22 protein-coding genes and 1 pseudogene are annotated in these 21,155 nt (G+C 70.7%); 8 read left to right on the forward strand and 15 right to left on the reverse strand.

The annotated features are described in order from the left end of the window. Window positions 1–29: 29 nt before the first annotated feature. The 5 genes from SAHL_RS09980 to SAHL_RS10000 form a co-directional block, all read right to left on the reverse strand. Window positions 30–434: an Hsp20/alpha crystallin family protein gene (locus SAHL_RS09980; RefSeq protein WP_123591272.1), complete on the reverse strand. Its 405-nt coding sequence runs from the start codon at window positions 432–434 to the stop codon at window positions 30–32. An 87-nt stretch (window positions 435–521) separates the two neighbouring features. Then, on the reverse strand, window positions 522–1,241 hold the full coding sequence (locus SAHL_RS09985) for an LrgB family protein (protein WP_123591273.1): 720 nt from the start codon (window positions 1,239–1,241) through the stop codon (window positions 522–524). A gap of 3 nt (window positions 1,242–1,244) precedes the next feature. After that, window positions 1,245–1,589: a CidA/LrgA family protein gene (locus tag SAHL_RS09990; protein WP_123591274.1), complete on the reverse strand. Its 345-nt coding sequence runs from the start codon at window positions 1,587–1,589 to the stop codon at window positions 1,245–1,247. Between the two features lie 91 nt (window positions 1,590–1,680). Continuing rightward, window positions 1,681–2,772, reverse strand: coding sequence for a M28 family peptidase (locus SAHL_RS09995; RefSeq protein ID WP_123591275.1), 1,092 nt, complete (start codon window positions 2,770–2,772; stop codon window positions 1,681–1,683). A 98-nt stretch (window positions 2,773–2,870) separates the two neighbouring features. Then, window positions 2,871–3,263, reverse strand: coding sequence for an MliC family protein (locus SAHL_RS10000; RefSeq protein WP_123591276.1), 393 nt, complete (start codon window positions 3,261–3,263; stop codon window positions 2,871–2,873). Between the two features lie 140 nt (window positions 3,264–3,403). On the opposite strand from SAHL_RS10000, the gene SAHL_RS10005 reads away from it, so the two are divergent. Beyond that, window positions 3,404–5,458, forward strand: coding sequence for an AsmA family protein (locus tag SAHL_RS10005; RefSeq protein WP_123591277.1), 2,055 nt, complete (start codon window positions 3,404–3,406; stop codon window positions 5,456–5,458). Window positions 5,459–5,485: 27 nt separating this feature from the next. Here the strand turns inward: SAHL_RS10005 and SAHL_RS10010 are convergent, their stop codons facing one another. From SAHL_RS10010 to SAHL_RS10020, 3 genes are all read right to left on the reverse strand, one after another. Beyond that, window positions 5,486–6,106 (reverse strand): flavin reductase family protein, encoded by a 621-nt coding sequence (locus tag SAHL_RS10010; RefSeq protein WP_123591278.1) that lies wholly within the window; start codon window positions 6,104–6,106, stop codon window positions 5,486–5,488. A gap of 63 nt (window positions 6,107–6,169) precedes the next feature. Beyond that, the gene (gene lhgO / locus SAHL_RS10015; protein ID WP_123591279.1) at window positions 6,170–7,369 is read right to left on the reverse strand and encodes an L-2-hydroxyglutarate oxidase; all 1,200 of its coding nucleotides are present in this window, start codon (window positions 7,367–7,369) and stop codon (window positions 6,170–6,172) included. Between the two features lie 71 nt (window positions 7,370–7,440). Next, window positions 7,441–8,658 (reverse strand): acyltransferase family protein, encoded by a 1,218-nt coding sequence (locus tag SAHL_RS10020; RefSeq protein ID WP_184947606.1) that lies wholly within the window; start codon window positions 8,656–8,658, stop codon window positions 7,441–7,443. Window positions 8,659–8,789: 131 nt separating this feature from the next. Here SAHL_RS10020 and SAHL_RS10025 point away from each other — a divergent pair, with 131 nt between their 5' ends. The 3 genes from SAHL_RS10025 to SAHL_RS10035 are packed head-to-tail and all read left to right on the forward strand — an operon-like array spanning window position 8,790 to window position 10,843. Next, on the forward strand, window positions 8,790–9,377 hold the full coding sequence (locus SAHL_RS10025) for a DUF2946 family protein (RefSeq protein ID WP_123591292.1): 588 nt from the start codon (window positions 8,790–8,792) through the stop codon (window positions 9,375–9,377). A gap of 52 nt (window positions 9,378–9,429) precedes the next feature. Continuing rightward, window positions 9,430–10,020 (forward strand): peroxidase-related enzyme, encoded by a 591-nt coding sequence (locus SAHL_RS10030; RefSeq protein ID WP_123591281.1) that lies wholly within the window; start codon window positions 9,430–9,432, stop codon window positions 10,018–10,020. Between the two features lie 7 nt (window positions 10,021–10,027). Then, window positions 10,028–10,843, forward strand: coding sequence for a creatininase family protein (locus SAHL_RS10035; RefSeq protein ID WP_123591282.1), 816 nt, complete (start codon window positions 10,028–10,030; stop codon window positions 10,841–10,843). A 37-nt stretch (window positions 10,844–10,880) separates the two neighbouring features. Here the strand turns inward: SAHL_RS10035 and ribA are convergent, their stop codons facing one another. Then, window positions 10,881–12,008, reverse strand: a complete 1,128-nt coding sequence (gene ribA, locus SAHL_RS10040; protein ID WP_123591283.1) for a GTP cyclohydrolase II RibA — start codon at window positions 12,006–12,008, stop codon at window positions 10,881–10,883. A gap of 227 nt (window positions 12,009–12,235) precedes the next feature. Here ribA and SAHL_RS10045 point away from each other — a divergent pair, with 227 nt between their 5' ends. Then, a complete protein-coding gene (locus SAHL_RS10045) occupies window positions 12,236–12,979 on the forward strand; it encodes a RibD family protein (RefSeq protein ID WP_245968479.1) in 744 nt (247 codons plus the stop codon). A gap of 52 nt (window positions 12,980–13,031) precedes the next feature. Here SAHL_RS10045 and SAHL_RS18230 read toward each other — a convergent pair. The 5 genes and pseudogenes from SAHL_RS18230 to SAHL_RS10070 form a co-directional block, all read right to left on the reverse strand. After that, window positions 13,032–13,958: pseudogene (locus SAHL_RS18230) on the reverse strand (lysylphosphatidylglycerol synthase transmembrane domain-containing protein); the annotation flags it as partial. Beyond that, entirely contained in the window at window positions 13,901–14,767 is an 867-nt protein-coding gene (locus SAHL_RS10055) for a methyltransferase (RefSeq protein WP_184947609.1), read from the reverse strand. The pseudogene SAHL_RS18230 and the gene SAHL_RS10055, both read right to left, overlap by 58 nt. Next, window positions 14,764–15,825 (reverse strand): glycosyltransferase family 4 protein, encoded by a 1,062-nt coding sequence (locus tag SAHL_RS10060; RefSeq protein WP_123591285.1) that lies wholly within the window; start codon window positions 15,823–15,825, stop codon window positions 14,764–14,766. The genes SAHL_RS10055 and SAHL_RS10060 overlap by 4 nt, the downstream gene beginning before the upstream one ends. Beyond that, a complete protein-coding gene (locus SAHL_RS10065) occupies window positions 15,822–16,220 on the reverse strand; it encodes a 6-pyruvoyl trahydropterin synthase family protein (RefSeq protein WP_123591286.1) in 399 nt (132 codons plus the stop codon). The genes SAHL_RS10060 and SAHL_RS10065 overlap by 4 nt, the downstream gene beginning before the upstream one ends. Before the next feature lie 37 nt (window positions 16,221–16,257). After that, complete coding sequence (locus SAHL_RS10070; RefSeq protein WP_123591287.1) at window positions 16,258–17,235, reverse strand: zinc-dependent alcohol dehydrogenase; 978 nt, start codon at window positions 17,233–17,235, stop codon at window positions 16,258–16,260. Between the two features lie 118 nt (window positions 17,236–17,353). Between SAHL_RS10070 and SAHL_RS10075 the strand changes: the two genes are divergently transcribed. Continuing rightward, window positions 17,354–18,142, forward strand: a complete 789-nt coding sequence (locus SAHL_RS10075) for a CDP-alcohol phosphatidyltransferase family protein (RefSeq protein WP_245968480.1) — start codon at window positions 17,354–17,356, stop codon at window positions 18,140–18,142. Between the two features lie 55 nt (window positions 18,143–18,197). Beyond that, window positions 18,198–18,803, forward strand: coding sequence for a YceI family protein (locus tag SAHL_RS10080; protein WP_123591288.1), 606 nt, complete (start codon window positions 18,198–18,200; stop codon window positions 18,801–18,803). Window positions 18,804–19,142: 339 nt separating this feature from the next. Here the strand turns inward: SAHL_RS10080 and SAHL_RS10085 are convergent, their stop codons facing one another. Further along, a complete protein-coding gene (locus SAHL_RS10085) occupies window positions 19,143–19,613 on the reverse strand; it encodes a universal stress protein (protein ID WP_245968481.1) in 471 nt (156 codons plus the stop codon). Between the two features lie 215 nt (window positions 19,614–19,828). Between SAHL_RS10085 and SAHL_RS10090 the strand changes: the two genes are divergently transcribed. Continuing rightward, window positions 19,829–21,076: an SAM-dependent methyltransferase gene (locus SAHL_RS10090; protein ID WP_123591289.1), complete on the forward strand. Its 1,248-nt coding sequence runs from the start codon at window positions 19,829–19,831 to the stop codon at window positions 21,074–21,076. Window positions 21,077–21,155 lie beyond the last annotated feature (79 nt).

Raw genomic sequence — 21,155 nt, forward strand, 5'->3', positions numbered from 1 at the left:
GACGCGGGCCGGGGCACGACGGGCCTGTGTCAGCGCTTGTGCAGCGTCAGGTAGAGACAGCCGTCGACGAGCTCGTGGCCGGCCAGGGCCAGCCGCGGCCAGGGCAGCACCACGCGGCGCTCGAAGCGGCCATGCGGAATCTCCAGCCGGTGCAGCGCGGCCCGCGCGTCGGGTGCGGGTACCGGACGCTCCCCGGCCACGAGCAGCTCGTCGCCGCGGACCTCCAGTTCGGTGAGGCGGCTGGACGACACGCCGGGCAGGGCGATGACGACCCAGACCGCTTCGTCCGTCTCGAAGATGTCCACCGGCGGCTCCCACTGTCGCGGCGGACGCGGGCCGGCGGGTCTGAAAAAGCGTCGCTGCAGGCCTTCGGCGCGCTCGAGGCGCTTGACCGCATCGGCCCACATCCAGGCATCCAGATCGTGTGACGACATCGCTTGAGGGGTCTCCGTCGGGCGTTTCCGGCTTTAGGAGGAAAATAGAGACGGCGCCCCCGAAGTACAACTGGGGCGATGCCCGGGTCAGAAACCCAGCAGCCACACCAGCAGCGGCACGAGGACCGCCGTCAGTGCGCCGTTCAGCCCCATGCCGAGTCCGGAGAAGGCGCCGGCCCGCTCGCTGTGCTCGAAGGCCCGCGCGGTGCCGATGCCGTGCGCGGCCACACCCATGGCGAAGCCCTTGGCCAGCGGGTCGCGCAGGCCCAGCACACGGAGCAGCGGGATGCCGATCACCGCGCCGGTGATGCCGGTGAGGATGACCAGTACCGCCGTCAGGGAAGGCAGGCCGCCCACCTCGTCGGCCACACCCATGGCGATCGGCGTGGTCACCGATTTCGGCAGCATCGACAGCAGCGTCTCGGGCGTGAGCCCCACCGCCCAGCCGACCGCCATCGCCGAGACGATGGCAGTCAGCGAGCCCGCCGACAGGGCCGCGGCGATCGGCAGCCAGGCGCGGCGCAGCTCCGCGGCCTGCCCGGCGAGCGGCACGGCGAGCGCGACCGTGGCCGGCCCGAGCAGGAAATGAATGAACTGGGCGCCGTCGAAGTAGTCGTGATACGGCGTGTCCGTGAGCATGAGCAGGGCCACCAGCACGATGATGCTGACCAGCACCGGGTTGAGCAGCGCGAAACCCCGGGCGTTGCGATAGATCTGCTGTGCGACCCAGAACACGCCCACCGTCAGCGCCAGCCACAGCAGGGGCGTTTCGGCCAGATAGACCCAGACGCGGGTGATGCGATCCATGCGCTACTCCCCCTGGCGACGCAGCATGTAACGCAGGGTGAAGGCCGTCGCGACCAGCGCCAGTGCAGTGCTGGCGAGCAGGGTCACGGCGATGCCCAGCCACTCGCCGGCGACCCGGTCGAGGTGGCTGATGATGCCCACCCCCGCGGGCACGAACAGCAGACCCAGATAGGCCAGCAGCCCGCGCGTCGTCTCGGCGAAGACCGGCGGGGTGCGGCCCCGCGCCAGCAGGGCGACGAACAACAGCAGCATGCCGAGCACCGGGCCGGGCAGCGGCAGGCCGGTCAGGCGAACGAGGATCTCCCCGGCGAGCTGGAAGGCCAGCAGGGCGGCCAGGCTTCCGATCATGACGGCTCCCGATCGAAGTGTCGCGGCGTGGACGCGCTACCGGCGTCCACGCCTTGAGTGTACGACACGGGGGTCGGGATCGGGCCCGACGTCAGTCGAAGTAGCTGAAGCGCTGCCCGGTTTCGATCGCCTTCACCGATTCGTGGATGAGCCGGATCACGTTCTCGACGTCCTGCCGGTGCACCATCTCGACCGTCGTGTGCATGTAGCGCAGCGACAGTGCGATCAGCGCCGAGGCCACGCCCTGGTGGCTGTAGGCGAAGGCGTCGGTGTCGGTGCCCGTGGCCGGCGCCCGGGCCTGGCGCTGGAACGGAATCTCGCGGCGCTCGGCGGCGGCGACGATGTGCTCGCGCAGCCGATTCTGGACCGAGGGCGCGTAGGCGATCACCGGGCCCTCGCCGATGCGCGTGGTCCCGTGGGCCTTCTGGTCGATCATCGGCGTGGTCGTGTCGTGGGTGACGTCGGTGACGATCGCCACATCCGGGCGCAGGCGCTCGGCGATCATGCCCGCGCCCTTGAGACCGACCTCCTCCTGCACGGAGTTGACCACGTACAGGCCGAAGTCCGGCCGCTTGCCGGATTCGTGGAACAGACGTGCGACCTCGGCGACCATGAAGCCGCCGATCCGGTTGTCGATGGCGCGGCAGACGAACTTGTCGCCGTTGAGCACGAAGAACTCGTCGGGATAGGTGATCACGCAGCCCGGGTGGACGCCCATGGCCTCGACCTCGGCTTTGTCCTTCGCGCCGACGTCGACGAAGATATTGTCCTTGAGCGGCGCCTTCTCCTTGGCCGGATTGCGGGTGTGGATCGCCGGCCAGCCGAACACGCCCTCGACGAGGCCCTTGTCGGTGTGGATGTTGACCCGCTTGGATGTGGCGATCTGGTGATCCGAGCCGCCGTTGCGGATGACGTAGATCAGGCCGTTGTCGGTGATGTGGTTGACGTACCAGGAGATCTCGTCGGCGTGGCCCTCGATGACCACCTTGTATTCGGCGTCCGGATTGATCACGCCCACGGCCGAGCCGTAGGTGTCGGTGATGAATTCGTCGACGTAGGGCCGCAGATAGTCCATCCACAGCTTCTGACCGCCGGACTCGTAGCCGGTCGGCGCGGCGTTGTTGAGATAACGCTCGAGAAAGTCCATCGAGTCTTCGGTCAGAATGCTCTTGTCGCTCGCCATGGATACGGCTCCCGGTGAAGTGAGGCGACCGCGCGATGGCGCCGGTCGTGGCGGTTCGTGGACGGATGGTCGGGGCGGGCCCGGCCCGCTTCAAGCGCTCAGTCGGCCGGAGCGATCTCGCGACAGCGCGCCAGCACTCGCCCGGCATCGCCGTCGTCGTCACGGTGATACAGCGTGGCGCTCGCGCCGGGACCGCTGCCCTCGGTCCGCCAGACCCGCGTGTCGGAGACACAGCGCGCACCGTCGGCCGAACGCGTGGCCTGCATCTGGCGGCTGTTGCCTCGGTACTGGACCAGGGCGATATCGGGTGTGGGGTAGGTGGCGCGAATGGTCGCGTCGTTGTCGCAGCCGTAGGTGACCAGGGACAGCGCTTCGCCGCCTGGCGGGCCATCGGGCGGCGCGGAGGGCGCGGCCGGCCGCTGTCCGGCGCAGCCGGCGGCCAGGCAAAGCCAGGCGACGAGCCATGGTCCTGCAACGAGTCTGCCGAGCATGAGGCGAACCGGGAGCGTATGGGCGGCCGAGCATGGCACAGGCGCGCCCCGGGGTGCAGGCGAAGCCGGCGATTCGGCGCGCGTTTCGGCGCATAATCGCGGGTATCGCCGTCCCACAGGCCTCGTTGCCGGGAGTCTGGATGAAGCGCACGCCGCGTATCGCGATCGGGGCCTTGGCGGTCCTCGCCGGGCTGATCGTCGTGCTGATGGTCTTCGTGTCGCTGTTCGACTGGAACCTGCTCAAGCCGACCGTCAATCGTCAGGTCTCCGCCGCGATCCAGCGGCCGTTCGAGATCCGCGGTGAGCTCGGGCTCGACTGGTCGCGCCCCGACTCGCCCTCGGGCTGGCGCGGCTGGATCCCCTGGCCGCATGTGCACGCCGGGGACATCGTGCTCGGCAATCCCGACTATGTAAAAGCCGGCGACATGGCGCACGTGCAGCGCGTCGACGTGTGGCTGGCGCCGCTCGGACTGCTCTCCCGGCGCGTGACGATCCCGCGCATCGCGGTGCACAGGCCCGATGCCGGCCTGGTGCGGCTGGCCGACGGGCGCGATAACTGGACCTTCGACCTCGGTTCCGACGAATCCGCGAGCGATCCGGAAGACGCCGAGCCGTCGAGCTGGACCGTGGTCATCGACGAGCTCGTGTTCGACGAAGGTACGGTGACCTACGACGACGCCACCCTCGATGCCGACTTCACCGTGACGATCGACCCGCTCGGCAAGCCGGTGCCGTTCGCCCAGATCGCCGGCGGCGACGGCGCCGGTGACCCGGCCGCCGGGGACTACGTCTTCGGGGTCCGGGTCGAGGGTCGCTACAAGGGGGCGCCGCTGTCCGGTACGGGCCGGATGGGCGGGATGCTCGCGTTGCGGGGCGGCGATCGGCCGTTCCCGATCCAGGCCGACGTGCACTCGGGCAGCACGCGCGTGCAGGTGGCCGGCACGCTGATCAAACCGCTGGACTTCGGCGGCGCAGACCTCGACGTCTCGTTTTCCGGCGAAAGTCTCGACAATCTCGAGCGGCTGACCGGCGTCACGCTGCCGGCCACACCCGCCTACGCGACCGACGGCCATCTGTCGGCGCGCTTCGACGTCATCAAGGGCTCGCGTTTCAGTTACCGGGATTTCAACGGCCGGATCGGCGACAGCGACATCCGCGGCACGCTGGTCTACGATCAGGCCGCGCCGCGCCCGAAGCTGAGCGGTGAGCTCATCTCCGACCAGCTGCTGTTTTCCGATCTGGCGCCGCTGATCGGCGCCGATTCCAACGCGGACAAGGCGGATCGCGGCGAGGACGCACGCCAGCCCGCGGACAAGGTGCTGCCGGTCGAGCGCTTCGACACCGAGGCCTGGTCGCTGATGGATGCCGACGTGAGGTTCACGGCGAAAAGCATCCAGCACGGCGACACGCTGCCCCTGTCGGACATCCACGCCCATCTGGTGCTCGATGACGGCGAACTGCTGCTCGATCCGCTGCGCTTCGGCATGGCCGGCGGCGAGCTCAACACCACGCTGCGCCTGGCGGGCCGCACGGACCCGATGGTGGGGCGGGTCGATCTGCACGCGCGGCGGCTGCAGCTCGACGAGATCATGCCCGCGGTCGAGGCGCTGGAGGGCAGCCTCGGCCAGATCAACGGCGATGCGACGCTGTCGGGCACGGGCAACTCGGTGGCGGACCTTCTCGGCGGCAGCAACGGTCGCCTGACCGTACTCCTCGACCGCGGCTGGATCAGCCGCAATCTCATGGAGCTGGCCGGGCTGAACGTCGGCAACTACGTGGTGGGCAAACTGTTCGGCGACGAGCCCACGCGCATCAACTGCGCGGCCGCCGATCTGACCGTCGATGACGGACGGGTACGGCCGAACGTGTTCGTCTTCGATACCGAGAATGCCGTGATCAACATCACCGGCACGACCCACTTCGCCGATGAGAGCCTGGATCTCAAGATCGCCCCGGCGAGCAAGGGCGCGCGGCTGCTGACGCTGCGCTCGCCGCTGTACGTCCACGGCACCTACGCCGATCCGGCGCCGGGCGTCGAGGCGGCGCCGCTGGTCGCCCGCGCCGCCGCCGCGATCACCCTCGGGGCTGTGGCCACGCCGGCGGCCGCGCTGCTGGCGCTCGTCTCGCCGACCGCCGCCGACGAGAATCAGTGCGCGCCGGTACTCCAGCGTCTCCAGGCGCGCGACGATTCGTAGCCCGAGGATCGCATCGGCGGGCGCGGCTCAACCCGGGCGGTACATCCGAAAGCGATTGTCCGGCGTGACCGCGAAATAGTCCGCCGGACCGCCGGCGCGCAGGATCGGCTCGGCGGCGGCCGTGTCGTAGACGCCGTCCACGAGGAGATGCCGGGCGATGTGCACGCCCACGACCTCACCCAGCACCAGCCAGGTGTCGGTGGCCTCGCCGTCGGCGCCGGTCAGGCGCAGCAGCTGGCTCAGCCGGCACTCGAACGACACCGGCGATTCGGCCACCCGGGGTGCCGCGATCACCCGCGAGGGTTCGGGCGTGAGCCCGGCCAGCGCGAATTCGTCGACATCGGGTTCGACCGACGCACAGCTGGCGTTCATGGACTCGGCCAGCGGCCGGGTGGCCAGATTCCAGCCGAACACGCCGGTGCGTTCGATGTTCGACACGCTGTCCTTGTAGCCCACGCTGGCGAAGCCGACGATCGGCGGCGTGTAGTTGAAGGCGTTGAAGAAGCTGTACGGCGCGAGGTTGAGGGTGCCGTGTTCGTCGCACGACGAGATCCAGCCGATCGGCCGGGGGGCGACCAGCGCGTTGAACGGATCGTGCGGCAGGCCGTGGCCGCCGGCCGGTTCGTAGAAATAGGTCTGCTCGGACATGGGGCGTCGCGCGCGGGGTGTCGAACGTCATCATGACCGATCGCAGGCGACCGGAAAAGGCGGCTACCCGGCATCTCCGGCGGACGCCAGGCGCGTGACGATGTGCTCGGCGATCGGCAGGGCCGAGGTGGCCGCCGGCGAGGGCGCGTTGGCCACGTGCAGCGTGCGCAGCGTGTCCACGAACAGGAAATCGCCCACGAGCGTGCCGTCGCGGCTGACGGCCTGGGCCCGGACGCCCGCCGGGTGGGGTTCGAGATCGGCGCGCGTCAGCGACGGACAGTAGCGCCGGACCGCCGCGAGATAGGCGCGCTTGGATAACGAATCGCGCATCTCCGCCAGACCGGGGCGCAGATGCGCGCCGAGCATGCGCCGGACGCCGGGGAAGGCGAGCAGGGCCGCGACCTCACGCAGATTGACGTCGGTCTTGCGATAGCCCTCGCGGGCCAGCGCCAGCACGGCGTTGGGGCCCACCGTGATCGAGCCGTCGATCATCGGTGTGAGGTGCACGCCCAGAAACGGCATCGCCGGATCCGGCACGGGGTAGATCAGATGGCGGACGATGTCGCCGTGCGCCGCCGCCAGCCGGTAGTACTCGCCGCGGAACGGGCAGATGCGGAAATCCGGATCGATGCCGAGCATCGCCACGACGCGATCGGCCATCAGCCCGGCGCAGGCCACGAGCTGCCGGGTGTGGAAGGCCCCCGCGTCGGTTTCCACCACCACTTCGCTGGCGTATTCCGCGAGACCGGTCACGGCCGTGCCGCAGCGGATCTCGCCGCCGGCATCGGTGAACTCGCGGGCCAGCGCGGCGCCGACCGCACGGTAATCGACGATGCCGCTGTCGGGCACGTGCACCGCAGCGACGCCGCGCACCGCCGGCTCGCGCTCGGCCAGCGCATCGGCCTCGAGCCAGGTGCGCGTCAGCCCGTTCTCGCCGATGCGATCGAACAGCCGGGCCAGGCCGGCGCGTTCGGAGGCGTCGGCCGCCACGAGCAGCTTGCCGCGGACTTCGAAGGGAATGTCGTGGGCCGCGCAGAGCGCCCGTGTGGCGCGGTTTCCGGCGATGCAGAAGCGCGCCTTGAGCGAGCCTGGGGCGTAGTAGACCCCGGCGTGGATGACGCCGGAGTTGTGCCCGGTCTGGTGGCGATTGAGCCCGGCCTCCTTTTCCAGCAGCAGGACCCGGGCCTGCGGTTGGGTCTGCTTCAGGCGGCGCGCGGTGGCCAGGCCCACGATGCCGCCGCCGATGAGGATGTAGTCGTACATGCGCACTGGAGCTATGAATCAGCGAACCGACGATACCGGAGGTGCGGGCTGCGCGGGCCGGGGCGCGGCGCTCAGGCCCGCGCCGGCAGCCCGGTGCCGGCCGTGCCGGTGTGCCTCCACAGGGACGCGAGTGCGCGTCCGGCCGCGCGCGCGATCCCGATGGCGGGGCGCTCGATGCAGCGTTGCGCGAGATCGGCGACGACGAAGCTGGCAACGAATGCCAGGGCCAGGAGCCAGCCGAGGCCGATGTGCGTGTGGCCGGCATGAAGCATCGCCAGAAGCACCAGCGGATGGAACAGATAGAGACTGTAGGAGATGCGGCCCAGGTAACGCAGCGGCGCGCGCGCCAGCCCGCGTGCCAGCGCCGGCTCGTAGGCGGCCGCGATCAGCAGCAGCGCCGCTCCGGGCATCAGAAGCCAATCGCCGACGATCATCTCGTGCGTGCCGGTGACCTCCATCGCCCGGGGCCCATAGACGTAGAGCGTCAGCCCCAGGGCGAGCAGGAGTGCCCGCGTGCGCGCCGGCAGCCCGGCATAGATCGCGGCCAGGCTTTCACGCCGGTCGGCGAGCACGCCGCCGATGGCGAATGCGAGGAGATAGTGCACGGTAAACACGTAGGCCGTGTAACCGCCGTCGCGAGCGAACCCGGCGAGCTCGTCGTGCCCGGAGAACACGGCGATGCGCAGACCCGCCATGACGACACTGGCGAGCCCGAAACCGCCCAGCACCGTCCACCACCGCAGACGTCGGATCATCAGGAAGACGAGCGGGAACAGCAGCGAGATGCGCATCTCGTGCACCAGCGTCCAGATCGCGAAGTCGTAGGTCGAGGAGTCGAAGGCACCGATGACGGTGAGGTGGCCGAGCATGGCGCGGGGCCCCGGGTCGTCGGTCCAGAACTTGTTGATCCAGTCGCCCAGCCCGGCCAGATCGCCGCCGTACAGCCACTGCTGCCCGGCGACCCCGAGCCCCACGGCGACGATATAGGGCAGATAGAGACGCAGGATGCGCTTGGCCGCATAGGCGCCATAGGTCAGTCGCCCGCCTTCGAGCATCAACTGAAGCACGAATCCGCTGAGAACGAAGAACAGCACCACCGCCGCGTGGCCGCTCCAGAGGATGCTGAGCGGCGTGTGGCCGAAGTAGGCGAGGACCGCGTCGTGCCAGCCGGCATAGGGCGGATTCTCGGCGCCGCGCAGCACGAGCAGGAAGTGGCCGATCACCACGCTGCAGGCCGCGAGCCCGCGCAGGGCGTCGAATGATTCGATTCGGGCTCCGGAGCTGGGCATCGCGCGCTCCCGTCGTCGTGCTCGAACGGCCGTGCCGTTCAGGGTCATCCAACGAGCGGGGATCGCGATCGGTTCCAGTGCTCCGCAGGGGTATCATCGTCAGCGCCGACGATTTCACACGGGACGACGACATGGACGAATGGGTTCGACGCGCGCTGGCGAAATGGCCGGATGTGCCGGCGCTGTTCGGCTGGCTGGGCCTGAGCCGCCGCGGCCACTGGCTGATTCAGGGCGAGCGCATCACCCATCCCCGCATCGTGGAGACCATCGCGCGCAATTACGCCGTCGATGCGCACGGCCGCTGGTTCTTCCAGAACGGGCCGCAGCGCGGCTATGTCGCGCTGGACTACGCGCCACGCGTCGCGCGTGTCCAGGCCGACGACGGCCTGGTCGACCACACCGGCACGCCCGTCACCGATGCGCGTGCGCTCTATCTGGACGAGGACAGCGCCGCGGTGCTCGACAGCCCGGACGGTGCGGCGCTGATCGATAGCGCCGACCTGGCCTGGGTGCTCGAGCGTCTGCGCCATCGCGGCGAGGCGGTCGACGACGCCGCGCTCGAGGCGGCGCTCGAAGCCCCCGGCGGCACCGCCACCGACCTCACGCTGGACGCGTTCGGCCGCGCGCTGGCCGTGCACCGCTGTGATCGTCACGCGCTGCCGGCCGCGCTCGGCTTCGTACGCGATCCCCAGCCGCGGGACGACGACCCCGGCGCCTGACGAGACGTTCGCGCCCCGCGCTGCTATCGTCGCGCTGTTCATCCATCAGGAGATGCCCGTGTCCCATGCGCCCATCAGCGCGTTCGAGGTGCCCGACGAGGCCGAGCTGCCCGAGGACATCCGCGAACGCATCCTCGCCGTGCAGGACAAGGCCGGCTTCGTGCCCAACGTGTTCTGGGTGCTGGCCCATCGTCCGGCCGAGTTCCGCGCCTTCTTCGCCTATCACGACGCCCTGATGGAAAAGGACTCGGGGCTGACCAAGGGCGAGCGCGAGATGATCGTGGTCGCCACCTCAGGCATCAATCACTGTCTGTACTGCGTGGTCGCCCACGGCGCGATCCTGCGTATCCGCGAGGGTAATCCGCTGATCGCCGATCAGCTCGCGGTCGACTATCGCCACGCCGACATCAGCGCGCGTCAGCGCGCGATGCTGGATTTCGCCGTACAGGTCGCCACCGCCTCGCACACCGTGGGCGAGGCCGAGCGCGAGACGCTGCGCGCGCACGGCTTCTCCGACGAGGACATCTGGGATATCGGCGCCGTGGCGGCGTTCTTCGCCCTGTCCAACCGGATGGCCCATGTCACCGCCATGCGGCCGAACGACGCGTTTCACCTGATGGGCCGACAGCCGGGCGAAGGTTAGCGGCGGCGTGGGTGCGATCCATCGCTGGGCGGAGCTGACCGGGCCCGAGCTTGCCGAGGTCGCGGCCGGCGATCCGGTCGCCGTCTGGCCGCTGGCGGCGGTCGAGCAGCACGGCGCCCACCTGCCGCTGGGCACCGACACGATCATCGGCGAGGGCCTGTTGGCAGCGGCCTGCGGGGCATTGCGCGAGACGCCGCTGCCCGAGGCGCGTGATCTGCTGGTCCTGCCGACGTTGGCGCCCGCCGCGAGCCTGGAGCACAGCGCCTATCCGGGCACTCTGAGTCTGTCGGCCGAACAGGTCATCACCACGCTCGAATCGGTCGGCGCGGATCTCGTCCGTGCCGGTGTGCGCCGGCTGGTGCTGTTCAACAGCCACGGCGGCAACAAGGCGGTGATGGATCTGGCCGCGCTGAAGCTGCGCGCCGCGCACGCCATGCTCGTGGTCAAGGCCAGCTATTTCCGTTTCGTCCCGGCGGCCGAGGTGCTGCCGGCGGCGGAACTCGCCCACGGCGTGCACGGCGGGGCGCTGGAAACCGCGCTCATGGCCCATCTGGCGCCGGAGCGCATCCGCACCGCGCACGTCGCGGATGTCCGGCCCCTCGGCCGCGAGCTGGCCGACGCCGGTCGCACGATCGCGCCCGAGGGCGAGGCTGCTTTTGCCTGGATGGCCCAGGATCTGCATCCCAGCGGCGTGGCCGGCGACGCCACCCTGGCCGACGCCGAGCGCGGCGCGGCCCTGTGCGCGCATATCGCCGAGCGCACCGCGGCCGTGCTGCGTGACGCCGCCGCCTTCGATCTGTCGCGCCTGCGCCCGACGCCGTGAGCGGCGGCGTCCTGCGACCGGGCGCCTGCGTCTCCGGCTAGCCCTTGCCGTTCATCGCCACATCCGCGGACGGCTTGCCGAGCACGTTGTCGAGCCAGTGGCCGGAACGCGCCGCCTTGGCGGTCAGATAGCGCTCGTTCTGGGCCGTGAGGCGGCCGTAGACGCCGCTGCGCTGGACCACGGCGATCCCGCCGCCGCTCATCGCCGCGATCTTGGCCGGATTGTTCGTGAGCAGCTCGATGCGCCGGATCTCGAGCTGGGCGAGCATTTCCAGGGCGACGTTGTAGTCGCGCTCGTCGTCGCCGAAACCCAGCACCTGGTCGGCGTCGACCGTGTCCAGGCCGTCGTCCTGCAGGCTGTAGGCGCGCAGCTTGTTGGCCAGGCCGATGCCGCGGCCCTCCTGGGCGAGGTAGAGCAGCACGCCGCCGCCGCGCTCGGCGATGGTGGCCACGCTCGAGCGCAGCTGCTCGCCGCAGTCGCAGCGCAGGCTGCCGAACAGGTCCCCGGTCAGGCAGGCCGAATGCAGCCGCACCGGCACCGCCGTGCGCCAGAATTCGGGCTCGCCGATGACGATGGCGATGTGCTCGCGCACGCCGTCGGCCTCGCGAAAGAGCACGAAGCGGCTCTTCTCGGCGTCGGCCAGCGGTACGTCCGCCGCGCTGATCCGGCGCAGGAAGTGGATCGCACTCGACTCGTAGGCCTCGATGCGGTCGACGTCGATGGCGAGCAGCGTCTGGTCGTCGATCAGCTTCTGCACGGCCTCGCGCCGCGAGGCGTCGATCGTCGCGGTCACGGCGGCGGGGATCAGCAGACCGCGGCGCATGAGTGCGAGCGCGGCGTGCGATTCCCGGTCGACGTCCGTCGGCCGCTGGTGCGGGCTGTGCTCGACGTGGCGCGCGCAGGCCCAGGCGACGACGGTCTGCGCGCTGTCGCCGTCCGTCAGCGACAGCCGCGCGGCATCCGCGGCGATCTCGATGCCCATGCGCTCGAGCCGGTGGCGGGTGACCACGAGCGCCGGCGGGTTGCCGGTGGTCGCCCGCAGGCGCGTGAGCGTCTCGTCGGTCAGCCCCTCGAGCGGTGCCACGAGCGTGTCGCGGTCGCGGCCGCGCACGAGCACCGGCACACCGCGGCGCAGGTCGAAGATCGAACGTTCTATCTGTCGCATGTGACCTCGCTTGATCGACGCGACCGGATGCACGCCGTTGGCTCAAGAACACAACGCCGGTCGGGTTCGTCGAACCGGCTTTTGGGATAGGGTGATGCCCGGCGCCCGCGGCGGCTATCCGTGCTGCGCCGGAAACGATGCGCACTCCGGAGGCTCCGATGACGGCAATCGATATCGACTACGCATGGCGATCGCTTCGCGATGCATGCACGGGCCGCGGCGATGGGATGACGCCCGCGGTCACGATCGACGCCGACGGCCGCTGGCGGGCCGACGGGGCGGTCGAGCCCGAAGCCGCCACGCTGCTGGACACGCTCGCACCGATCACCCGCGCCGGCACCGTCGTCGGCCAGCTCGGCCAGAGTCTCGACGGGCGCATCGCCACGATCACCGGTGCGTCGCACTACGTGACCGGGGCGGCCAGCCGCACGCATCTGCATCGGCTGCGGGCGCTGGTGGATGCCGTGGTCGTCGGCGCCGGGACCGCCCAGGCCGACGATCCGCGCCTCACGGTCCGCCATGTCGACGGCGCCGATCCGGTGCGGGTGGTGCTCGATCCGAACGCGCGGGTCGGGCCCGACCGGCTGCTGTTCACCGACGGTGCCGCGCCCACGCTGCACGTGGTGGCGCAGGGGCGGCGGGCATGCCGGGGCCCCGGCGTGGAGACCGTGGCGGTCGCACCGGATGCGGCGGGCGCCGTGGCGCCGGCGACGCTTCTCGCCGCGCTTTCCGCGCGCGGGCTGCGCCGGGTGCTCGTGGAGGGCGGCGGACTGACCGTCTCGCGCTTTCTGGCAGCCGGGCTGCTCGATCGGTTGCACGTGGTCGTCGCGCCCATGGTCATCGGCTCCGGCCGGCCCGCGGTGACGCTGGCCGAGATCGAGACGCTCGATGCCGCCCTGCGGCCGCCGTGCCGAACGCATACGCTGGATGCCGACACGCTGTTCGATCTGGATCTCGGCCGTCCCGGCTAGGCGCCCGCCGTCGGCCACCCCGCGCAAGCACCACAAGCCCCGGCAGGCTGGATACCAGCACGATCAGGCCATAGGTGATCGAGATCGCCACGCCCTCCTGCGCCGGCAGGCCCGCCAGACTCCAGATGATCGCGGCGGCGCCTTCGCGCAGCCCCCAGCCGGCGACCGACAGCGGTATCGCCATCGCCAACAGTACCGGCGGCGCGAGCATCCAGAGGGACTGTGCGCCGCGATCCAGCCCCAGCGCCTGGGCGCAGAGCACGAAAACGCCGACATAGCTGGCGGCCACGAGCAGCGAGCTCGCCAGCTGCAGCGCGACCATGCGGCGTCCCAGCAGTCCGCGTCGGAGACTGTCGATCAGGCTCAGCAGATGAATCGCCATGCGCCGCGAGCCGCGCACCACGTACGCCGCGAGCAGACCGCCGCCGGCCAGCAGGATGAATCCCCCCGAGGCGGCCCAGGGATCGACCTGCTCGAAGGCGCGGCCAACGCCCTCGCGCAGCCCCCGTGCCTGAAGGACGGCGAAGGCGGCGATCAGCACCATGGCCAGCTGTCCGGACAGGCGTTCGATCAGGACCGCATGAACCGCGCCGCGGTTGTCGTTGTGGCGGGCGTGGCGCCAGGCCCGCGTGGCGTCGCCGAGCACGCCGCCGGGCAGGACCTGGTTGAGAAACGTCGCCAGATAGTATTCGCGTACGGCCACCGGCAGGCGCAGGTCCAGGCCGATGCCGCGCGCGGTCAGCCGCCAGCGCCAGGCGGAGACGACCACCTGGGGCACGGTCAGCGCGAGTGCCGCCAGTGCCCAGCCGGGGGCGATGGTGCCGAGTTGCGCCGCGATCTCGGCGGTATCCAGCCGCCAGGCCACGAGTCCCAGCAGGATGACGGTCACGCTCAGTCGCAGCAGGGCGGCCTGGCGCGGCGTCACGGCTCGGCCCGCGGCGGCGTGGCGAGCAGGTCGCGGTGCCCGACGCGGCAGCATGCTCGGCCGGCGGCGACATCCGCCGCGCGCCGCCGCGCCCAGCCGGCGATGCGGGCCGCGCGGGCCGGGGCCTGGGCGGTGGCCGCCTCGCGCCAGCCGTCGATCAGGGCGGCGGCTAGGCGGGCGTCGTCGCGGCCGAGACGCCAGGGGCTCGCGGCCGAGGCCACGTGCCAGCCGTGGCGCTGGAAGGCCCGCTCGAACGCCGCCGGCGCCTGCGTGCCGAGCGCGGCGCCGAAGCCCTTGTCGCGGTGCTGGTGCTCGGCGAGCCGGGCGAAGACGAAGGCGTCGTCCTCGTCCTCGGGCGCGCCGTCGGCCTCGAAGGCCAGATCGCCGTCCACGCTGAGCGCGATCAGCGCCGGGACGGCGTGGGCGGCACAGGCGCTCGCGAGACGATCCAGCCACTCGGCGTCGACCAGGTCCAGCAGCGCCGCGGCGGTCACCAGATGCGCCCCGGCGATCAGGACGCCCGGATCGCGCGCGAGGTCGGCGGCGATCGTCTCGAGCGTCACCGGGCGTCCCGATCGGTCGCGCTGTTCGGCGCATTCGCGCGCCGCGCGGGCCAGCAGATCGGCGTCGTGATCGACCAGGTGCCAGTGCTGGGGCCCGGGCAGGCGTGGTGCCAGATGCCGCAGATTCGAGCCGCTGCCGCAGCCGAGATCCACGATCCGGAGGGTGTCGTCCCGCGCCGCGTGCAGCCGGGCCGCTGCGGCTTCGCTCAGTCCGCTGCTGCGCGCCGCGTGGTCGGCGGGTTCGCGCAGGGCGAGCCAGTCGGCGGCGAAGCGGGCGTCCGGGACGATCGCATCGCTCATGCCGGCACGTCGTCGGCGATGGCTTCGAGCATCGCCGAGAACTCGGCGGCGGCCGTGCGCCAGGGGCGCAGGCGTTCGCGCTCGGCAAGCGCGCCGCGCCGCACGGCGGCCAGCGCGGCCGGGTCGTCCAGCAGCGAGCCCAGCGCGGCGGCCAGCGCGGCGACGTCGCCGGGGGCGGCCGTGCGCGCGGCTCGTGCCGGAACCGTATCCGCGAGCGCGCCGCCGTTAGTCGTGACCAGCGGCAGACCGCGGGCCAGGGCCTCGGTGACGACCATGCCGTAGCCTTCGTAATGCGAGGCCAGCACGAACAGATCGGCACGATCGTAGGCGGCGGCGAGTTCGCGCTCATTGCAGTCGCCGTGCAGCCGAACGCGTGCGCCGAGGCCGAGCGTGTCGATACGGGCGCGGATACGGGCCGCGTGTGCCGGCTCGCGGTCGAGGCTGCCGACCACGTCGCAGTGCCAGTCGCGGTCGGCGAGCCGGGCGAGTGCGTCGAGGAGCACGGCGTGGCCCTTGCGGGGGGTGACGGTCGCGACACACAGCAGACGGCAGCCGGGGCCGTCGCTGCCGCGGGCCACGGGCGCCGGATCGGTGCCGGGCTCGATCACCCGCGGCGGAGCGGCGGCGAGGTCGAGCTCGACCAGCCGGCGGGCGGTGAAGCCGCTGGTGACGACCACCGCCCGGGCGACGACCAGTGCGGCGCGTTCGTCGGCGAGCAGCCGGGCGCTCGCGGCGGCCGTCAGGCCGGTCTCGTCGGCGAGCGGGTGATGCACGAGCGCGATCAGGCGCAGGCGATCGGCGTGGGCACGGGCGGTCTCGGCCAGGCCGCCGAGCACGAGCCCGTCGACGATCACGCAGGCGCCGTCGGCGCAGGCGTCCAGCGCCCGTTCCAGGGCGCGCGCGGCCCGAGCATCGGGCTCCGGAAAGCGGCCCTCGAGCCCGGCCACCGTCACCGGATGCCCGAGTTCGCGCAGACCGGCGACGATGCGCGCGTCGTAGCGGTAGCCGCCGGTGCGCTGTTCCGGATCGCCGGCGACGACGAACGTGATCGGCGTCACACGCGGCCCTCGAAGCTCGCCCAGGCGATATGCGACTCCGACAGCGTCACGCTCATCCCCTCGACGCCGCGGGCACTATCGCCGAGCCGGCCGGCGCGGATGGCCTCGCGCATGCGCTCGAATACCACGCCGGCGAGGAACTCGGTCGTGGTGTTGCGGCCCGAGAAGGCCGGCTCCTCGTCCAGATCGCGCATGTTCAGCCCGGCGAGCACGTCCTTGAGGCCGGCCCCGGCCAGACCGATGTCGATGACCAGGTCGTCGGCGTCGAGCGCCTCGCGCCGGAAGGTGACGTCGACCACATAGGTCGCACCGTGGGTGTGCTGGGCCGGGCCGAATATCTCGCCGTTGAAACTATGGGCGATCATGAAGTGATCGCGGACGGTCAGACTGTACATGGCATATCCTGTGGTATGGGGTGGCGATACGCGCGCGCTAGTCGTAGCGGATGCGCTGGCAGAGCGTGGGGTCGTGCGGGTCGGCCAGACGGGCCATGACCTCGGGCAGGCGCTCGAAGGGCGCCTCGGCGTCGATGAGGGCGTCGAAGCGGGCGTCGGCGAGCAGCGAGACCGCCAGCCCGAGGCGGCGGTGGTGGCTCCAGCGCGGGCGCTGGCCCGGCGCGACGCCTCCCACCTGGCTCGCCCGCAGCGTCAGACGCCGCGAGTGGAAGGCGCCGCCGAGCGGAACCCGCGGCGCCTGCGCGCCGTACCAGCTCATCTCGGTGACGGTGGCCTCGAAACCGGCCAGCGTCAGAGCCTGGGCGAGCCCGGCCTCGCTGCCGCTGGCGTGGATGACGCGGTCGCGCTCGCCCGCGGCCGCCGCCGGCGAGCGAAAGCGCAGGCCCAGAGCGCTTCCCAGCGGGGCCTTGCGGTCGTCGATGTCCACCAGTTCGACGTCGGCGCCGGGCAGCGACGCGGCGAGTCCTGCGACCAGCGCGCCGACCACGCCGGCGCCGATCACGGTGATGCGCTCGCCGATGCCCGGGGCCGTGTCCCAGAGCGCGTTGATCGCGGTCTCCATGTTGGCCGCGAGCACCGCGCGCTCCGGCGGTACGTCCGCCGGCAGTGCGACGACGGCGTCGACGGGCACCACGTAGCGCGTCTGGTGCGAATATAGACAGAACACCTCGCGCCCGAGCCACTCGTCCGGACCGGCCTCGACCACGCCGACGTTCGCGTAGCCGTGGCGCACGGGGCCCGGCAGCGCGCCGGCCTGGAATGGTGCCCGCATGCGCTCGTATTCGCTCGCCGGCACGCCGCCGGCGTAGACCAGCGTCTCGGTGCCGCGGCTGACCGCGCTGTAGCGGCTGCGCACGCGCAGTTCGCCGGCGCCCGGCGCGCCCACGGCGATCGGCTCGATACGGCTGTCGTGGGGCGGGTGCAACCAAAAGGCGCGGTCACCGGTATCATTCATGTATGGATGTCATGCAACAGAAATTCTCCGGCAATACTTGCAGCCCGGGCGCGGTTGATCCAGCGCGCGTCCGACGTGTAGGGCGGCCGCGCATCGATATCCGCGGCGAGCCGCGATGATGCGCGCGTTCGAGCATGGCACGCCGGCGGTCGGCGAGGGGCCCACTGGCGCCGCCTCGCCGGCCCGGCGGCGCCTGCGGGCGGCGGGTGAGCTGCTGATCGGATTCACACTGCTGTTCGCGGGCGTGGAGCTGGCCATGGGGCTTCTCGACGCGCCGCCGATGCTGCGCGTCTCGGCCGGGGGATTGTATCTCGCGCTCGCGGTCGTGCTCGTGGGGCCGGGCGAGGCGCCGCCGGCCCGGCTGGGCTGGGCCAACCGGGTCACGCTGCTGCGCGCGGCCGTGGTGTTGCTCATCGCCGGCCTGCTGGTGTTTCCGGAGGTGCCGCGTGCCCATCCCTATGCAGTGCTCGGCCTGGCGCTGGCGGCACTGCTGCTCGACGGTGTCGACGGCTGGGTGGCGCGCCGCACGCGCTCGATCACCGCCTTCGGCGCCCGCTTCGACATGGAACTGGACGCGTTCTTCATCCTCGTGCTCTGCGTCGGCCTGGTGGCGACCGAACGGGTCGGCCCCTGGGTGCTGGGGATCGGCCTGGCGCGCTATCTGTTCGTGTGCGCGGGGCGCCTGCTGCCGTGGATGCGCCGGCCCCTGCCGCCGAGCGTTTTCCGCAAGGTCGTGTGCGTCTGGCAGGTCGTGACCCTGTTGCTGTGCTTTGTGCCGGCGATGCCCGCCGCCGTGGCCGTCGGGGCCGCCGCGACGGCGCTGTCGCTGCTGGCGGTGTCGTTCGGCCGCGACACGTGGTGGCTGCTGCGCCACCGATGCGATGATCGTACGCCCGACGCGTCATGACGGCTGACGCGGCAAGACGACAATCGATGACCCCGAGTCCATAGGAGACACGATCATGCCATTCCCGACGTCGACCCTGACCGGCCCGCGCCTGACCGCGGCCGCGCTCGCGGCCTGTGCCGCGGGCACGGCCGCGGCGGAGCCCGAGCGCTACGAGATCGATCCGGCCCATTTCTCCATCGGTTTCTCGATCGAGCACGTCGGCTATGCCGATGTGCTGGGCATGTTTCTGGAGGGCGAAGGCAGCTTCGTCTACGACGAGGCCACCCGCGAGCTGTCCGAAGGTCGCGTGGAGATCGCCGCCGACAGCGTGTTCACCAATCACGAGGAGCGCGACGGCCACGTCCGCGGTGACGATTTTCTGACGGCAGAGGATCACCCGGAGATCGTGTTCGTGGCGCGCGAATACACGCCACGCGGTGCGGACGGCGGAGAACTCGAGGGCGATCTCACGCTGCACGGCGAGACCCATCCGGTGACTCTGGACGTGACCATCAACAAGAGTGCCGAGTATCCCTTCGGCCACGGCCAGCATACCCTGGGCGTCTCGGCGAGTACCCGCATCGAGCGCAGCCGCTGGGGCATGGACTACGGCGTGGCCAACGGCATGGTCGGCGACACGGTCGAGCTGGACTTCGAGTTCGAAGCGATACGCCAGTAGCCGGCGATCGCCCGGCCGCTGCGGATGGCCAGGGCCCGCTAAAACTTCATTCGAACGCCGCTTTGGAAGCCGCACATCGTGTGTGGCAAGGCGCGAGTCGCCGATCGTCGCGCGCCACGCTCCAGACGGGCAACGCCGCAGTGCACCCTTGGTTGATTATTCATGCGCGGCCCAACCCTAGAGTCCAAGGGCCCCGTGAAACGACCAGCGTGCGGCGATCCAGCGTTGTCGCAGGCTGGCGCAGAGTGATTGCGCGGCGCGCACGACGCCTCGTCTTGCCGCCCATAGTCAATTTTCAGGAAGCGCTTCGCGCGGGCTCGTATGAAATGTTGATGGGCCCTAGCGCACCGTCATGCAGGCGCACGGCGCGAGGTGGCCGACCTTGTGGGTCACGCTGCCCATGAGCAGGCCGCCGAAATTCGTCAGCCCGCGCCGGCCCATGACGATGAGATCGGCGTCGAGCCGCTCGGCGCACTCGACGATGCGGCGCGCCGGATCGCCGGAGCCGACCTCGGTGGTCATTTCGCGGATCGCGTGGTCCGCGGCGATGCGCCGGGCGGCCTCGATCACGTCGTGGCCGGCTTTCTCCACGTCCTCGTTGCTGGTCTTCACGCTGATCGCGGCGCCGCCGAGGACCAGCGTCTTGTCGTGGCCGACCGCCTGCGGGACATGCAGCACGTGCAGCCGGGCGTCGTAGCGCGGGGCCATGTCGCAGGCCCATTCCAGCGCACGCCGGGAATGTTCCGAACCGTCGACGGCAACGAGAATCGTGTCGATCATGGTGTCTTCGCGGGTCGTCAGATCAGGCATCGACCCTAGCACGGCCCGGGGAGCGCCCGGCCTTCAACTGCGGCCGCCGCCGAGGCACACTTGAACCATCGCGGCATGGCGGTCCTCGTGGCGGCAGGTCGCGCGAAAATAAAAGTGCACTATACATCGAAATACGATCGGTGTATGGTTGAGGTCTTGGCATCAATGGGGCGGACGGCGCCGCTACGTGTTGTCGGCCCCGGGGACGGGAGACAATGAAGACACGTTTTTTTGACCGGCTGATCGACGAGGGCACGCTCGTCATTCATTACCCGGACGGTCGCACGCAGCTGATCGGCCAGGGTGCGCCCAAGGCGCACATCCACCTGCGCGAACGCCGGGTCCTCACACGGCTGCTCTCCGATCCGGAGATGGCGTTCGGCGAGGCATATATGGACGGCGACTGGTGGCCCGGCGAGGGCGGCCTCATGGCGCTGTTCGAACTCTACTTCGCCAATGCCCGCAACTTCGGCGGCAGCCGGATACTCGATATCGCGCGCCACGCGCTGCGGGGCATCCGCGAAGCCAACTCGCGGCTGCGCTCGCGGCGCAACGTCCAGCACCACTACGACATCGACAACGGCCTGTTCGAGCGCTTTCTGGACAGCGACATGCAGTACTCCTGCGCCTATTTCGAGACGCCGGACGCGTCGCTGGAGGAGGCGCAGCAGGCCAAATGCCGCCACATCGCGCGCAAACTGTATCTCAAGCCCGGCGATCGGGTGCTCGACATTGGCTGCGGCTGGGGCGGCATGGCGCTGTACCTCGCGCGCCACCACGGCGTCGACGTGACGGGGCTGACGCTGTCGGACAATCAGTACCGCTACGCCTGTGAGCGGGCCGAGGCCGAAGGGTTGTCCCAGCGGGTGCGTTTCCTGCAGCAGGACTATCGCGAGCACGAGGGCAGCTACGACGCGATCGTGAGCGTGGGCATGTTCGAGCATGTGGGCCGCCCGCAGTTCCAGACCTTCTTCGATACCGTTAACGCGCTGCTGGCGCCGGGCGGACGCAGCCTGGTCCACAGCATCGGCCGCAGCGGTCCTCCGGTGGAGGACACCAAGGGCTGGATCGAGAAATACATCTTCCCCGGCGGCTATGTGCCGTCGTTGTCCGAGGTTGCGCCCTGCATCGAGGAGACCGGCATGTGCCTGTCGGACCTGGAAGTGCTGCGCCTGCACTATGCACGCACGCTGGCGGCCTGGAACGAGCGCTTCCAGCGCCACCGCGGAGAGTTCCGGGAACGGCTGGGCGAGCGTTTCTGCCGCATGTGGGAGTTCTACCTGCTCGGCTGTCAGGCGATCTTCCGCTGGGGTGACCTCGTTGTCTTCCAGATGCAGCTGGCCAAGCGCAACGACATCGTCCCGGTCACCCGCGACTATCAGTACGGTCCCGACCCCGTGGCCGCGGCGGAGGCCAGCGATCCGGCGGCCCGCTGGAGCGCGGATCTGGATCGAACGGGCTAGCCCGCAGCCGCGGGCTCCGGCTATGCGGTCCGTGTGCACCCGGCCGCGCTCCGAGGCGCGGCCGGGGCGGGGTCGAGTC

The sequence above is a fragment of the Salinisphaera orenii subsp. halophila YIM 95161 genome (genome assembly GCF_003732545.1).
GTDB classification, from domain to species: Bacteria; Pseudomonadota; Gammaproteobacteria; order Nevskiales; family Salinisphaeraceae; genus Salinisphaera; species Salinisphaera orenii_A.

Coding starts and splice junctions, on each gene's coding strand:
- SAHL_RS09980 (WP_123591272.1), bottom strand. CDS start 434: ATGTCGTCACACGATCTGGATGCCTGGATGTGGGCCGATGCGGTCAAG.
- SAHL_RS09985 (WP_123591273.1), bottom strand. CDS start 1,241: ATGGATCGCATCACCCGCGTCTGGGTCTATCTGGCCGAAACGCCCCTG.
- SAHL_RS09990 (WP_123591274.1), bottom strand. CDS start 1,589: ATGATCGGAAGCCTGGCCGCCCTGCTGGCCTTCCAGCTCGCCGGGGAG.
- SAHL_RS09995 (WP_123591275.1), bottom strand. CDS start 2,772: ATGGCGAGCGACAAGAGCATTCTGACCGAAGACTCGATGGACTTTCTC.
- SAHL_RS10000 (WP_123591276.1), bottom strand. CDS start 3,263: ATGCTCGGCAGACTCGTTGCAGGACCATGGCTCGTCGCCTGGCTTTGC.
- SAHL_RS10005 (WP_123591277.1), top strand. CDS start 3,404: ATGAAGCGCACGCCGCGTATCGCGATCGGGGCCTTGGCGGTCCTCGCC.
- SAHL_RS10010 (WP_123591278.1), bottom strand. CDS start 6,106: ATGTCCGAGCAGACCTATTTCTACGAACCGGCCGGCGGCCACGGCCTG.
- lhgO (WP_123591279.1), bottom strand. CDS start 7,369: ATGTACGACTACATCCTCATCGGCGGCGGCATCGTGGGCCTGGCCACC.
- SAHL_RS10020 (WP_184947606.1), bottom strand. CDS start 8,658: ATGCCCAGCTCCGGAGCCCGAATCGAATCATTCGACGCCCTGCGCGGG.
- SAHL_RS10025 (WP_123591292.1), top strand. CDS start 8,790: ATGGACGAATGGGTTCGACGCGCGCTGGCGAAATGGCCGGATGTGCCG.
- SAHL_RS10030 (WP_123591281.1), top strand. CDS start 9,430: ATGCCCGTGTCCCATGCGCCCATCAGCGCGTTCGAGGTGCCCGACGAG.
- ribA (WP_123591283.1), bottom strand. CDS start 12,008: ATGCGACAGATAGAACGTTCGATCTTCGACCTGCGCCGCGGTGTGCCG.
- SAHL_RS10045 (WP_245968479.1), top strand. CDS start 12,236: ATGACGCCCGCGGTCACGATCGACGCCGACGGCCGCTGGCGGGCCGAC.
- SAHL_RS10055 (WP_184947609.1), bottom strand. CDS start 14,767: ATGAGCGATGCGATCGTCCCGGACGCCCGCTTCGCCGCCGACTGGCTC.
- SAHL_RS10065 (WP_123591286.1), bottom strand. CDS start 16,220: ATGTACAGTCTGACCGTCCGCGATCACTTCATGATCGCCCATAGTTTC.
- SAHL_RS10070 (WP_123591287.1), bottom strand. CDS start 17,235: ATGAATGATACCGGTGACCGCGCCTTTTGGTTGCACCCGCCCCACGAC.
- SAHL_RS10075 (WP_245968480.1), top strand. CDS start 17,354: ATGCGCGCGTTCGAGCATGGCACGCCGGCGGTCGGCGAGGGGCCCACT.
- SAHL_RS10080 (WP_123591288.1), top strand. CDS start 18,198: ATGCCATTCCCGACGTCGACCCTGACCGGCCCGCGCCTGACCGCGGCC.
- SAHL_RS10085 (WP_245968481.1), bottom strand. CDS start 19,613: ATGCCTGATCTGACGACCCGCGAAGACACCATGATCGACACGATTCTC.
- SAHL_RS10090 (WP_123591289.1), top strand. CDS start 19,829: ATGAAGACACGTTTTTTTGACCGGCTGATCGACGAGGGCACGCTCGTC.